This window comes from Kribbella sp. NPDC104740 (genome assembly GCF_055583505.1).
On record NZ_JBVJNV010000003.1, the window covers coordinates 905,057 to 918,008 of the forward strand.

Below are 12,952 nucleotides of genomic sequence, written 5' to 3' on the forward strand. Positions count from 1 at the left end.
CCTCTTTCCTTTTGTCTGCTAGAACATCAGCGCGCGCGCCGGGTCTTCCAGGATGCTCGCGACGTCGGCGAGGAAGGTCGAGCCCTTCTCGCCGTCGATCAGGCGGTGGTCGAACGACAGCGCCAGCGTGGTGATCCAACGCGGGACGATCTCGTCGTCCACCACCCACGGCTGCTTGCGGACCGCGCCGAAGGCGAGGATCGCGGCTTCACCGGGGTTGATGATCGGCGTCCCGGCGTCGACGCCGAAGACGCCGACGTTGGTGATCGTGAACGACCCGCCGGCCTGGTCGGCCGGGGAGGTCTTGCCCTCACGGGCGGTCGCGACCAGGCCGTTCAGCGCGCCGCACAGCTCGGGGAGCGTGAGCAACTCGGCGCCCTTGATGTTCGGGACGATCAGGCCGCGCGGAGTGGCCGCGGCGATGCCGAGGTTGACGGCGCCCTTGAGGACGATCTCCTGGTTGGCTTCGTCCCACGCCGCGTTGACGATCGGCGTACGGCGGGCCGCCAGGGTGACGGCCTTGGCGACGATCAGGAGCGGGGAGACGCGGAGATCCTTGAAGGCCTTGTCGGTCTTCAGGCGCTCGACGAGCTCCATGGTGGCGCTGACGTCGACGGTGATCCACTCGGTGACGTGGGGGGCGGTGAACGCGCTGTTCACCATGGCCTGGGCCATCACCTTGACGACGCCCTTGACCGGGATGCGGACGTCGCCGGCTGCCGGTCGTACGGCGAACGGTTCTGGAGCAGGAGCTGTTGCTTCCACTGCAGAAGCAGTCGTGTGGTTCTCGACGTCCGCCCGGGTGACGATGCCGCCGGGGCCGGTGGCGACGACGGTGGTGAGGTCGATGCCGAGGTCCTTGGCGAGCTTGCGCACCGGGGGCTTGGCGAGCACGTGCAGGTTGCCGGGGGCAACTACCGGAGCAGGTGCAGGCGCTTCTACTACCGGCGCAGGAGCAGATGCTTCCACTACTGGAGCAGTTGCTGCTTCCGCACCCTTGCGCGGGCGGCGCTTGGCTTCCGTCGTGCGCGGTCCGTAGCCGACAAGCACCGCCGTACGGCCCGTGTCCGGGACCAGGTCTTCCTTCGGCGTGCCCTCGGTGACCGGCGGCGTCAGGTCGCCCGGCGTCGCGTCCTCGGTCTCGACGGCGATGATCGGCGTACCGACCGGGACCGTCTCGCCCTCCGGCACGAGCAGCTCGGTGACGGTGCCGGCGTACGGCACCGGAAGCTCGACCAGTGACTTGGCGGTCTCGATCTCGACGACGGTGTCGTTGAGCTTGACCGTGTCGCCGGGCTTGACCTTCCAGCTGACGATCTCGGCCTCGACCAGACCCTCGCCGACGTCGGGGAGGCGGAACTGCTGGATGCCCATCAGTACCCCATCACCCGGTCGACTCCGTCGAGCACCCGGTCCAGGTCGGGCAGGTACTCCTCCTCCATCCGCGACGGCGGGTAGGGAGTGTCGTACCCGGCGACCCGGAGCACCGGCGCCTCCAGGTGGTAGAAGCACTCCTCGGTGATCCGCGCCGCGACCTCGGCACCGGGGCCGAGCGAGAACGGCGCCTCGTGCACGATCACCGCGCGCCGGGTCTTCTTCACCGAGTCGAAGATCGTCCGCAGGTCCAGCGGCGAGATCGTCCGCAGGTCGACGACCTCGAGGTTGCGCCCGTCCTCGAGCGCGGCCTCGGCGGCCTGCAGGCAGGTCTTCACCATCGGGCCGTAGCAGAACAGCGTCGCGTCGGTGCCCTCGCGGACCACCTTCGCCTTGTGCAGCGGCAACGCCGGCGGCACGCTCTCGTCGAGCTCGGCCTTCTCGTGGTAGCGCCGCTTGGGCTCCAGGAAGACGATCGGGTCGTCGGAGGTGATCGCCTGCTGGATCATCCAGTACGCGTCCACCGGGTCGCCGCAGGCGACCACCTTGAGGCCGGCGATGTGCGCGAACAGCGTCTCCGGCGACTCCGAGTGGTGCTCGACCGCGCCGATGCCGCCGCCGAACGGGATCCGGATCACGATCGGCATCCGCAGCTTGCCCATCGACCGGTAGTGGATCTTGGCCACCTGGTTGATGATCTGGTCGTACGCCGGGAAGACGAACCCGTCGAACTGGATCTCGCAGACCGGCCGGTACCCGCGCAGCGCCAGGCCGACCGCGGTCCCGATGATCCCGGACTCGGCCAGCGGGGTGTCGATCACCCGGTCCTCGCCGAAGTCCTTCTGCAGGCCCTCGGTGACCCGGAAGACCCCACCGAGCTTGCCGATGTCCTCACCCAGGATGACGACCTTCGGGTCGTTCTCCATCGCGGCCCGCAGGCCCGCGTTGATGCCCTTGCCGAGACTGATCTTCGTCATCACCGGGCCTCGCCTTCGAAGGAAGCGGCGTACGCGGCGAACTGGTCACGCTGCTCGGCCAGCTCGTCCGGCATCTCGACGTACACGTGCTGGAAGAACTCGGTCAGCTCCGGGTCCGGCATCGCCAGGCAGCCGCGGCGCAGCTCGGCCGCGACCTGGTCGGCCTCGGCGTCGACCTGGTCGAAGAAGTCGTGCTCGACGCCGGCCTGGCGGGCCAGGTAGGCCTTGACCCGCTCGATCGGGTCCTTGAGCTTCCAGTACTCCAGGTCCTCCGACAGGCGGTACTTGGTCGGGTCGTCGGAGGTGGTGTGCGCGCCCATCCGGTAGGTGTAGGCCTCGACGAGCGTCGGGCCGCTGCCCTCGCGGGCCCGCTTCAGGGCCTGCTGGGTGACCGCGTACGTCGCCAGCACGTCGTTGCCGTCGACGCGGACGCCGGGGAAGCCGAAACCGGCCGCGCGCTGGTACAGCGGGATCCGGGTCTGCCGGTCGATCGGCTCCGAGATCGCCCACTGGTTGTTCTGGCAGAAGAAGACCACCGGCGCGTTGAACACCGAGGCGTAGATGAACGCCTCGTTGACGTCGCCCTGGCTGCTGGCGCCGTCGCCGAAGTACGCGATCGTGGCCTCGCCGTTCTCGGCGTCGCCGACCGCGTGGTCGCGCTGCTGGCCCATCGCGTACCCGGTCGCGTGCAGCGTCTGGGCGCCGATCACGATCGTGTAGAGGTGGAAGTTGTTGTCGCGCGGGTCCCAGGCGCCCTGGTCGACCCCGCGGAACAGGCCGAGCAGGTTCAGCGGGTTCACCCCCTGGCAGAACGCAACGCCGTGCTCCCGGTAGGTCGGGAAGACCATGTCCTTGGAGTTCAGCGCGCGGCCGGAGCCGATCTGCGCCGCCTCCTGGCCGAGCAGCGAGGCCCACAGGCCCAGCTCACCCTGCCGCTGCAGCGCGGTCGCCTCGGTGTCGATCCGGCGGACCAGGGTCATGTCCCGGTAGAAGCCCTTGATCGCCTCGTCGTCGAGGTCGAACGAGTAGTCCGGGTGCTCGACGCGCTCGCCTTCGGGCGTCAGCAGCTGGACGAACTCGACCTCCTCGGAGGCCTGTGGGGGACTGACCGGCGCCTCGACGGGCGCGAACACTTCCGGGGCAAGGCCCGGCACCGACTCACTCACATGCACTCCTCGGGTTCGAGCGCGGGATCGCCGCGACCGCAACTTGCACGCTGCCCGGCCTGACCAGCCGGGTGAGGCCTCGCAGGCGGACCACGTGGATCCAGGGGTTGATGCACCGTCCGGCAGTGAACCTCCTCACTGGTACCACTGCCCATCTTGCCGGACACCGTACCCAGCGGATCGTTGATCCGCTAACTGTCTGGACGCCAACTCGTACGCCGGTACCGAAACGCGTGCCGCGTTGAGACACCAGTCCATCAGGTGGTCAGGTCCGGGGCCCTGCGCACGCTCGGGGCGGGCGATGTGACGCCGGTTGCCCACCCCGAGTGTTTTGTGTCACAGGTTCGTACCGATCAGGGCAACTGCTCGCGCCGGACCAGTTTGAAATTGGTCCCCTCCCGGTCACCGTCACCGGGGGTGTTCTCGCCGTCGTGCACCGCGAGCAGCCCGTGCGGGAAGCGGGCGCCCAGCGACTTGGTGGTCACGGCCGCGCCGTCGCTGTGCTGGACGCCGTCGCTCGCCTTGCCGTCGACGACCTCGAAACCGGCGCGGTAGGTGAGCCCCCGGGCGTCGAGCCGGTAGACGGCGAAGGTCGAGTCGCCCTGGCTCGAGGCGTAGAGCGTCTTGCGGCCGCGCTCGTAGGCGATCGTCAGGCCCTCGGCGTCGGCGCTCAGGTGCCGGCCGCCGTCGGCCGTGACCGGGCCGGTCGGGGCGCACTCCTCCGTCGTCTCGTCGTACGCCGCCGGCCGGCCGAACTCGCGGACCTTCTCCAGGAGCGCGGGCTTGCCGTGCAGCGGGACGCGCCAGATGCCGACGTCCTCCTGGGCGGCGTACAGGGTGCGGGTGGACTGGTCGAAGACCATGCCCTCGAACTGCGGGCGGTCGCCCGGGTCCTCGCACGGCGACCAGGTGCTGCCGTTGCGGAGCTCGAAGCTGGTCGGGAAGTCCCAGTGCGTGACCGGCTTGTACGTGACCTTGGCGCCATCGGCGACCAGGCGGAACAGACCGACGCGGGCCTCGCTGCGCCGGGTGACGGCGACGAGCGGGCCGAGCGGGTCCGCGAGCACGGCGACGCCGTACGCCGTGCGCTGGTCCTGGACCTCGGTGGTGTCCTTGCTGAAGACGAGCGGCGCCTTGGCGCTGGTCACATCGGTGAGCAGCTTGTCCTTGGCGTCGGCGCCGCGGCGGTCCACGGAGTAGATGCGCAGCTGGTCCCGGCCGCGGTCGGTGACGACGGCCAGGTCGCGGAGGCGGCCGCCGATCGCGGCGTTCTGGATCAGGTCGACGTTGTTGAAGCGCCCGGGCTCCTGCCCCTCGACCGGCGCCGGCGGGGTCGCGATGTGCTGGAGCTGCTTCCCGGTGAGGTCGACCGCGGTCAGCCCGCCGTTCTTGAGCGTCCCGAGCACGACGGAGTTGTCCGGCCGGGTCGGGCTGACCCAGATCGCGGGGTCGTCGGCGTTGGCGTCGCCGCCGGCCTCGTCGTCCCAGTTCGGCGCGGTCTCGGCGACGGCGCGAACCGCGGCCAGCCGCTGCCCGGCCGATCCGGTCGCCCCGGCGGAGCCGGTGGCGAGGGCGGCGGCCCCTCCCTCCCCCCACCCGACCGCCCCGGCGTAGCCGGCGGCGGTGGTGGTGAGCAGTACACCTGCAGCGAGTGCAGCGACGTAGCGCATGTTCGGTCTCCTCACGGTTGGCGGTCACGATCGCGGCAGCCGGTGACCGCCGGTTGTCCGGTGCGTGAACCCGGCAGGAAACCGCTGCCGGGTGGCAGTCAAACCACTTGCCGCCGGCGCCCGTGAGGCATAGCGTCAGCACTGTCTTGCAGTTTGACTGGTTACAAGGAGTCCGATGACCGCCACCGTCACCGCGCCCGCGGGCGCGCGCACCGCGTCCACCGCGATGATCTGGTCGGCGCTCGCCGTCGTGTACGTGGTCTGGGGCTCGACGTACCTGGCGATCCGGATCGTGGTCGAGGCCGAGATCCCGCCGATGCTCGGGATGGCCTCCCGCTTCCTCGCCGCCGCGCTGCTGCTCGCCACCTTCCTGACGCTGCGCTCCGGCGCGCGCCGGCTCAAGGTCACCGGGCGCGAACTGCTCGGCTCCGGCGTCGTCGGATTGCTGCTGCTCGCGTTCGGCAACGGCGCGGTCGCCGTCGCCGAGCAGACCGTCCCGTCCGGACTCGCGGCGCTGCTCGTGGCCGCCGTACCGCTGTGGCTGATGCTGCTGCGCGTCGGCGGCGGGGAGCGGCCGCGGCTGCTGACCTGGATCGGGGTCCTGATCGGCTTCGGCGGCGCCGCGCTGCTGTCGGTGTCCGGCGGCGACACGACGGCGAAGCCGCTGTCGGTGGCGATCCTCGTGCTCGGCACGATCAGCTGGGCGATCGGCTCCCGCTTCTCCCCGCGGCTCGGGCTGCCGCGCGACCCGCTGGTCGCGACGACGTACGAGATGGCCATCGGCGGTACGGCGATGATCCTGATCGGGCTCCTCCGCGGCGAGCCCGGGCGGCTGCACCTCGGGGCGGTCGACACCAAGGGGTGGCTGGCGCTCGCGTACCTGGTCGTGTTCGGCTCGCTGCTCGCGTACACGGCGTACTCGTACCTGCTGGCCAACGCGCCGATCTCGCTGATCGGCACCTACGCGTACGTGAACCCGGCGGTCGCGGTGTTCCTCGGCTGGCTGATCCTGAGCGAGCACGTGACCACGACGATCCTGATCGGCGGCGCGGTGGTGGTGCTCGGGGTCGCGCTGGTGGTGACCGCCGAGCGGCGGCCTACGACGGCCTCGGTGGCGGCGAAGGCGCCGGCGAGCGGCGCGGGCGCTCCTCCGGCGGAGTAGACCACTTCGCGCGCGCGGGCGCGCGCGAAATAGGAAAGACCCGGGCTCCCATGGGGTGCCCGGGTCTCCCACCGCTGCCGATGCGCGCGGCAGCGGGTCCAGAGTCACCGGCCGCGCGCTGTGCCCCGAAAAAACACGGCGCGAACTCCGGTAATAGTGCGACGACATACCGATTCACCATGGTATTGCCGATTCGACGGCCACCGAGCCCACCGAAATCTCCATGAATCACCGGGCGATCCGTCTCCCGCGATGACACAACGAGGAAATCGGGGATCGGTTACGCGATCGCCCGGAACTCGCGGGAACGACTTTCCGGCCCCGGCAGGCAAACCCGCTGCGCCCTCAGTTACCGGCAAGTTCCCAGGTCAGAGGCCGGTCGTTGCGGCGTCAGGGATCTGGTGGTCTGCCGCCTGGAAAGTTCCGACTGTCATCCATCCGAAACAAATCTCGACGAAAAAGTTTGTAACCGGCGTACCCAGGCGTCGTTACCCACTAAGACGAATCCGTCAAACCCGAAAGGAAACCTCGCATAATGCAGGTAACACGCAAGATCGCCGCTGCTGCGGCCGTGGCGACCGTCGCCACGCTGGGCCTGGCCACCGTCGTCAGCGCGAACATGATCGACGACACCAAGGCCAACAGCGGCCTTGCTGACACCGTCTCCGCGGCCTCCAAGGGCTACGGCGCCAAGGGTGCCCACAAGTGGTACGGCGTTGACCGCGACGGCGGCCTGATCGCCATCGACGACAACAAGGTCGGCCCGTTCCAGGCCTGCGACAACTTCATCCCGGTCAACGCCGTGGGCGTCCAGGTCCCGGTTCGCGACATCGTCGGCATCGTCGGCCTCGGCAACGACGGCAACTCGGCCACCGCCGTGAAGACCTGCGAGCAGGAGGTCGGCCAGAACGACCACCACGGCAAGTGGTACCGCGCCGGCGACGACGGCCTGATCTCGGTCTCCGACAACAAGGTCGGCCCGTTCCAGGTCTGCCACAACGACGTCCCGGTCAACGCTGTCGGCGTCCAGGTCCCGGTTTCGGACCTCGCCGGTGTGCTGGGTCTCGGCAACGACGCGAACGCCGTCGAGCAGCTGAAGACCTGTGAGCAGGAAGTCGGCCAGAACAACTGACCCTCCCTGGTCAGTGATGCAGGACCCGAACCCGTCGCCTCGGTGGGGCGACTGACTCGGTAGCAACACAACGAACGGCCCTGAGAAGAAAGCCTCACTCCTTCTCAGGGCCGTTCTTCGTTTGTCCTCACAGGGTTCTGAGGTCCACCACCGAGCCACTCGCCAGCTCCCGGTCGAACAGCCCCCAGATCCCCCGAGCCGCATCCTCCGGCGTGACCAGCCCGCCGGTCCGGTCCAGCTCCCGGAACCGCTCCACCGCCGGGAACGCGCCGTCGTCCGCCTTCCGGATCTCCCCCTGCATCGCCGTGTCCACCACCCCCGGCGCCACCGCGACCACCCGGCACCCGTTCGGCTCCAGCCCCACGGTCCGCACCCAGTGGTCGACAGCAGCCTTCCCCGCGCCGTACGCCGACCACCCGGCGTACGCCTTCGTCGCCGCACCCGAGGTCAGCATCACCAGATGCTTCTCGCAGTCGAGCCCCGCCACAGCCCGCAGAAACCCCTGCCCCAGCACCTGAGGCGCCGCCGAGTCCAGCAACACCGCCCGCGCGTACGCCTCGGAGTCCACCACCCCAGCGCTCCCGATCGGCACCACGGTCCCCGCGTTGTGCACGAACACCACGCGCTCGCCGTCGAACCCCTCCAGCACCTCGGCGAAGTGCCGCTCGACCCGCGCCCACTCCCCCGGCTCCGCCAGATCCACCGCGAAGTGCCCAGCAGGCCCACCACCCCGTCGCGACAGATCGATCACCCGCGCGGCGACCCACGGCACGGTCGCCGCGAGGGCAGCCCCGATCCCCGCGGAGGCTCCTGAGATCCAGACCAGCGTTTGTCGGCTCACGCCGTCAACGTACCGACCTCACTTCTTCCAGGCGCGGGCCACCTGGAGGAACAGGTCGTTGGCCTCGGGTTCGCCGATGGTGACCCGGGCACCTTCGCCGGGGAAGGGGCGGACGGAGACACCTTCGGCCTGGACGGCCTCGGCGAAGGGAACGGTGTCCTCGCCGAGCGGCATCCAGACGAAGTTGGCGTGGGTTTCGGGGACGTCCCAGCCGGCCGACTGGAGCTCGCCGACGACGCGGCGGCGTTCGTGGCAGAGGGTCTCGACGCGGTCGAGGAGCTCCTGCTCGGCGCGCAGGGAGGCGATCGCGGCGGACTGGGCGACCTGGCTGACGCCGAAGGGCAGCGCGCACTTGCGGATCGCGGCGACCACCGGCGGGTGACCGATCGCGTAGCCGACGCGGAAGCCGGCCAGGCCGTACGCCTTGGAGAACGTGCGCAGGACGACCACGTTCGGGCGCTCCCGGTACAGCTCGGCGCCGTCGACGACCTCGGGGTCGCGGACGAACTCGCGGTACGCCTCGTCGATGACCACCAGCACGTTCGGCGGCACCACGTCCAGGAACGCGAGCAGCTCGTCACGGCGTACGACGGGGCCGGTCGGGTTGTTCGGCGTACAGACCAGGATCACGCGGGTCCGGTCGGTGATCGCGGCTTCCATCGCCTTGAAGTCGTGCCGGGCGTCCTCGGTCAGCGGCACCCGGACCGACGTCGCGCCGGTCAGCTGGACCGCGATCGGGTACGCCTCGAACGACCGCCACGCGTAGATCACCTCGTCGCCGGCCGCGCAGGCCGCCTGCAGCAGGTGGTAGAGCACCGCCACCGACCCGGTCCCGACCGCGAGATCACCGACCGGTACGCCGAACCGCTCCGACAGCGCCTCGAGCAGGTCGACCGCACCCATGTCCGGGTAGCGGTTCATGTCCTCCGCCGCGGCCGTCGCCGCGGCGAGCACGCCCGGCAGCGGCGGGTACGGGTTCTCGTTGCTGGACAGCTTGTACGTCGGGCGGCCGTCGGTGCGCTCCGGCGGACGGCCCGGCTTGTAAGCCGCGACGTCGTCCAGGCAGGGGCGGAAGCGGACCTCATCCTGTGCGGTCATGTCGGCAGGTTAAAGCCAACTTCTCCGGCGTAGAAGAGTTCACTTGCCGACTGTACAAACTGTCCAGCGATCGAGGACTACTCCGGCAGGATGACCTCTCCACCGGCGACCGTAATACCAGAAAGGTCGAAATCGAGCGGGTTCGTCATGCACCGCGCCGAGCCGCCGCCCTTGTGGAACTCGGACAGGTCGAGCACCACCACGCGCAGCCCGAGACCGGTCAGGATCTCCCGCAGCCGCGGCGAGCAGTCCGGCATCAGGATCGTCTCGCCGACCACCACGGAGTTGCCGCTGAACGCGAACGCCTCCTCGTCGGTGAGCACGATCGGGTCCGGCACGATCGCCGCCAGCGCGACCCGGCTGGGCTCGTCGAAGGCCGGCGGGTAGACCATCGCGTGGGTGCTGTCGACCGGGCAGAACGGCAGGTCGAGGTGGTACATGCCCTCGTGCGCGATCCGCAGGCCGCGGACCCGGATGTTCCACTCCGTCGCCAGGTGCTTGAGCGCGAGCGGCTCGGAGCGGTGCCCGTACCCGACGACGAGCGCGTCGCCGAAGACGAACGCGTCACCGGACTCGAAGTGCGGGCCGACCCCCTCGGAGCCGGTCCGGCCGAGCTGGAACCCGTTGTCGGTGAACCACCGCGCCGCCGACAGCGACTCCTTGCGGCGCGGCTCGAACCGCATGTGCGACAGCATCGCCCGGCCGTCGGCGGTGGCCAGCCCGACGTTCATCGCGTACACCATGTCCGGCGAGTCCGGCCGCTGCTCGAGCACCTCGACGGTCCCGCCCGCGTCGACGACGGCCTGCCGCAGCGACTCCCACTGCTTGCTCGCCAACTCCGGGTCGGGCTGGTCCTGGGTCGACATGTACGGGTTGATCACGTAGTCGATCCGGTAGTGGTCCGGACGGACCATCAGGTTCCGGCGACCCCACCCCAGCGGCTGACCCATTGACGCACCTCTTCGCACTCGATCGACGGATCCTCTGATTGTCCGACAATCAGTCAGTGTGCAGATGTGGTGGTCCGGCGTCAATCCCGGTGGATGGGGGGAGGGTTGTGCGGGCGCCGCCGCGGGGGGTTGGGGTTGGCGGCTCGGTGCGGTGGGTCTTGGGTTTCAGGCTCGTCGGGTGGGGAAGGCTGGGGGCGAGGTGATGGAGATCTCGCGCACCACTTGTTGGCTCGGCGGTGGGGAGTGCGTTGTTCTGCGGTGGGGAACGCGTTGTTCGGCGCCGGGGAACGCGTTGGTCCGCGGTGATGGGGGGCGCGCTCCTGTTGTCAGGTGGTCCAGATGATGTCGAGGGTGGCTGGGTCGTAGCCGTGACCCTGGAGCCACTGGAGGGCCTTGGTGCGGCCGTCAGGGGTGTAGGTGCGGATCTTCAGGGAGATCGCCTCGGGGTTGTCCGGGTCCGATTTGGAGGCCTCGTAGGTCGCCTTGAAACCGGGGCCGACGTACGGGAGCTCGCGCATCACCGGGTACTTCGCGGCCAGGCGGCGCTGGATCTCGTCGTACCTGCGGCCGGCCTCGGCCTCGGCCTCGAGGGATTGGTCGGGGTTGTTCTGCGCCCAGGTCCGTCCGGCGGGGCCGTTCGCGTACAGGTACATCTTCACCGACAGCGGGTCGCCACCCTTGGCCGTCACCGTCTGGCTGTAGGACTGGAATCCGTCCCGCTCGGCCTTCAGCGTGTGCTGACCGGCTTTGATCTTCACCTTGCCGTTGGCCACGATCGGCTGCCCGTCGATCGTCAGCGTCAGGTCGTTCGGGATCGACCGGATGGTCAGCTCGGACTCCGCGCCGCCGCGGAAGACCAGGTAGCCGCCGACAAGCACCGCGACGACGACGACCACGACGCCGCTGAGCAGCCAGAGGCGCGGCCTCTCCTCGTCCATCTGTGTCTCCTCCGTCGCTCGGTTCGGGTCAGGGCTTCGGGGTCGGCATGTTCTTCAGCCGGGCGATGACGAATCCCAGCTGCGTTCCCACCTGGTAAGCGTTCCCGGCCTCCGGCACGTGGCCGTGCAGGGACGCGGCCGCGGAGTTGTACCCGTTGAACTCACCGACGTACAGGTAGGTGTGACCCGGGCCGATCAGGATGTCGCCGGGCTTCGGTTGCGTGTCGCCGTACCGCATGTCGTACTTGCCCGAACTCTTCAGGTACGCCTCCTGGATGCTGGTGCCGCGAACCGGGTAGTCCGGGTCGGCGCCGCTCATCCGCATCACCGTCGCGACGAAGACACCGCAGTCGGAGTACTCGTCGGTGCCGGTCGATCCGTTCCACTTCGGCATGGCGTCCTGGTACTCCGGTTTGGCGTCACCCTTGTTCTTGCCGTGGCCGGGGGTGTCCCAGGCGAGGTTCTTCGCCGTTGCCACGATGTCCATGTTGCCCGCGCCGCAGCCGCCACCGCCAGGCACGCCGCCGTCTCCGAAGGTCGAGAAGACCTCGCGGGCGGTCGCCTTGCGCTCGGTGTACCGCGAGTTGCCCAGGTCCTCGGAGCCCGCGAAGCGTTCGAAGTACCGGCCGAAGGCGACCGCGGCCTCTTCGACGCCGACGGCCGCGTGCAGCTTGTCACCGGCGTTCCCCTCGGGCAGCGGGCCTTCGCCCTTCAGCTGCTTGAGCAGGAACTCCAGCTGCCATTCCAGTGAGGCGACCTTGTCCTCGTCATTGTTGGTGGCCTGCATCGACGGGTCGATCATCTTGCCGGCCGGCGTCCACTGCACGATGCCCCAGCCGAGCGAGCTGCCGCGCGCCGCGCTCGCGCTGGTCTCCACACCGGGTGCGGTGTTCTGCAGCCGAGCGGGCTCGACGCTCGACTCGTGGATCATGTTGCCGACGATGCCGGCGGCCTGCTCCTTGCTGAACCCGTTCGACGCGAAGAAGTTGAAGGCCTTCTCCTGGTTGGTGCCGCCGACCAGCGGGCCGCCGCCGCCACAGCTGCAGCCTCCCGACGACTCGGTGCTGTCCTCGCCGAGCTCGTCGGTCGGGTCCTGCGGCTGCAGGTCGCCGCCGCCGTTCTCCCCGCCGCGGATCCGGAGCTCGAAGTGCAGGTGCTCGCCGTCCTCGCCCGGGTCACTCTCGTCGCCCTCGCCGGACTTGCCGATCTCCTGGCCGCGGGTGACCTTGTCACCGACCCGGACCGCCTTGGACTCGAAGAACTGGTACCAGGTCTGCACCGCGTCGTCGCTGTGCTTGATCTTGATCCAGTCGCCGGAGGTGTCGACCACCTCGCCGTCCTCGGCGGCCATCACCTTGCTGCCCTTGTCGACGTCGAAGTCGAGGCCGGTGTGCTTCGGATCGCCGTCGTCCCAGCCCTGGGACGCCTCGTGTTCCTCGGTCGGCCAGCCGAACGCGCTGCCGCTGGTCGACGACGGCGTACAGGCCGAGGCCTGGCCGACCGAGCCCAGGGTGACGAACAGCATCGTCACCACGATGATCAGCGGGAGGACGAGCGCGAGCCCGACGACACTCAGTCCGGGCAGTGCCCCCTTACCCTCCATCGCGTCCTCCTGGTCGATCAGCGGCTCTCCGGGCGGAGAGT

General features: G+C 69.5%; 11 protein-coding genes. 2 read left to right on the forward strand and 9 right to left on the reverse strand.

Annotation, left to right across the window (positions count from 1 at the left end; genetic code table 11):
- Positions 1-18: 18 nt before the first annotated feature.
- The 4 genes from ACZ6Z4_RS20405 to ACZ6Z4_RS20420 all read right to left on the reverse strand — a co-directional run bounded on the left by ACZ6Z4_RS20405 (position 19) and on the right by ACZ6Z4_RS20420 (position 5,187).
- Complete coding sequence (locus ACZ6Z4_RS20405; protein WP_465566377.1) at positions 19-1,374, reverse strand: dihydrolipoamide acetyltransferase family protein; 1,356 nt, start codon at positions 1,372-1,374, stop codon at positions 19-21.
- Positions 1,374-2,351 (reverse strand): alpha-ketoacid dehydrogenase subunit beta, encoded by a 978-nt coding sequence (locus ACZ6Z4_RS20410; protein ID WP_465566379.1) that lies wholly within the window; start codon positions 2,349-2,351, stop codon positions 1,374-1,376. The genes ACZ6Z4_RS20405 and ACZ6Z4_RS20410 overlap by 1 nt, the downstream gene beginning before the upstream one ends.
- Positions 2,351-3,517, reverse strand: a complete 1,167-nt coding sequence (gene pdhA, locus ACZ6Z4_RS20415; protein ID WP_465566382.1) for a pyruvate dehydrogenase (acetyl-transferring) E1 component subunit alpha — start codon at positions 3,515-3,517, stop codon at positions 2,351-2,353. Before pdhA ends, ACZ6Z4_RS20410 begins: the two co-directional genes overlap by 1 nt.
- Before the next feature lie 353 nt (positions 3,518-3,870).
- Positions 3,871-5,187 carry a phytase gene (locus ACZ6Z4_RS20420; protein WP_465566385.1) on the reverse strand — a complete coding sequence of 439 codons (1,317 nt, stop codon included), beginning with the start codon at positions 5,185-5,187 and terminating at the stop codon, positions 3,871-3,873.
- Between the two features lie 175 nt (positions 5,188-5,362).
- Between ACZ6Z4_RS20420 and ACZ6Z4_RS20425 the strand changes: the two genes are divergently transcribed.
- Positions 5,363-6,349: an EamA family transporter gene (locus tag ACZ6Z4_RS20425; protein WP_465566388.1), complete on the forward strand. Its 987-nt coding sequence runs from the start codon at positions 5,363-5,365 to the stop codon at positions 6,347-6,349.
- A 535-nt stretch (positions 6,350-6,884) separates the two neighbouring features.
- Positions 6,885-7,481, forward strand: a complete 597-nt coding sequence (locus ACZ6Z4_RS20430; RefSeq protein WP_465566391.1) for a hypothetical protein — start codon at positions 6,885-6,887, stop codon at positions 7,479-7,481.
- A gap of 127 nt (positions 7,482-7,608) precedes the next feature.
- Here ACZ6Z4_RS20430 and ACZ6Z4_RS20435 read toward each other — a convergent pair whose 3' ends face one another.
- From ACZ6Z4_RS20435 to ACZ6Z4_RS20455, 5 genes are all read right to left on the reverse strand, one after another.
- On the reverse strand, positions 7,609-8,322 hold the full coding sequence (locus tag ACZ6Z4_RS20435; RefSeq protein WP_465566396.1) for an SDR family NAD(P)-dependent oxidoreductase: 714 nt from the start codon (positions 8,320-8,322) through the stop codon (positions 7,609-7,611).
- Between the two features lie 18 nt (positions 8,323-8,340).
- Positions 8,341-9,420: a histidinol-phosphate transaminase gene (gene hisC, locus ACZ6Z4_RS20440; RefSeq protein ID WP_465566399.1), complete on the reverse strand. Its 1,080-nt coding sequence runs from the start codon at positions 9,418-9,420 to the stop codon at positions 8,341-8,343.
- A 77-nt stretch (positions 9,421-9,497) separates the two neighbouring features.
- Positions 9,498-10,370: a dimethylarginine dimethylaminohydrolase family protein gene (locus tag ACZ6Z4_RS20445; RefSeq protein WP_465566402.1), complete on the reverse strand. Its 873-nt coding sequence runs from the start codon at positions 10,368-10,370 to the stop codon at positions 9,498-9,500.
- Positions 10,371-10,696: 326 nt separating this feature from the next.
- Positions 10,697-11,308 carry a PEGA domain-containing protein gene (locus tag ACZ6Z4_RS20450; protein WP_465566405.1) on the reverse strand — a complete coding sequence of 204 codons (612 nt, stop codon included), beginning with the start codon at positions 11,306-11,308 and terminating at the stop codon, positions 10,697-10,699.
- A 28-nt stretch (positions 11,309-11,336) separates the two neighbouring features.
- Positions 11,337-12,911 (reverse strand): phage tail tip lysozyme, encoded by a 1,575-nt coding sequence (locus tag ACZ6Z4_RS20455; RefSeq protein WP_465566407.1) that lies wholly within the window; start codon positions 12,909-12,911, stop codon positions 11,337-11,339.
- Between the last annotated feature and the right edge of the window lie 41 nt (positions 12,912-12,952).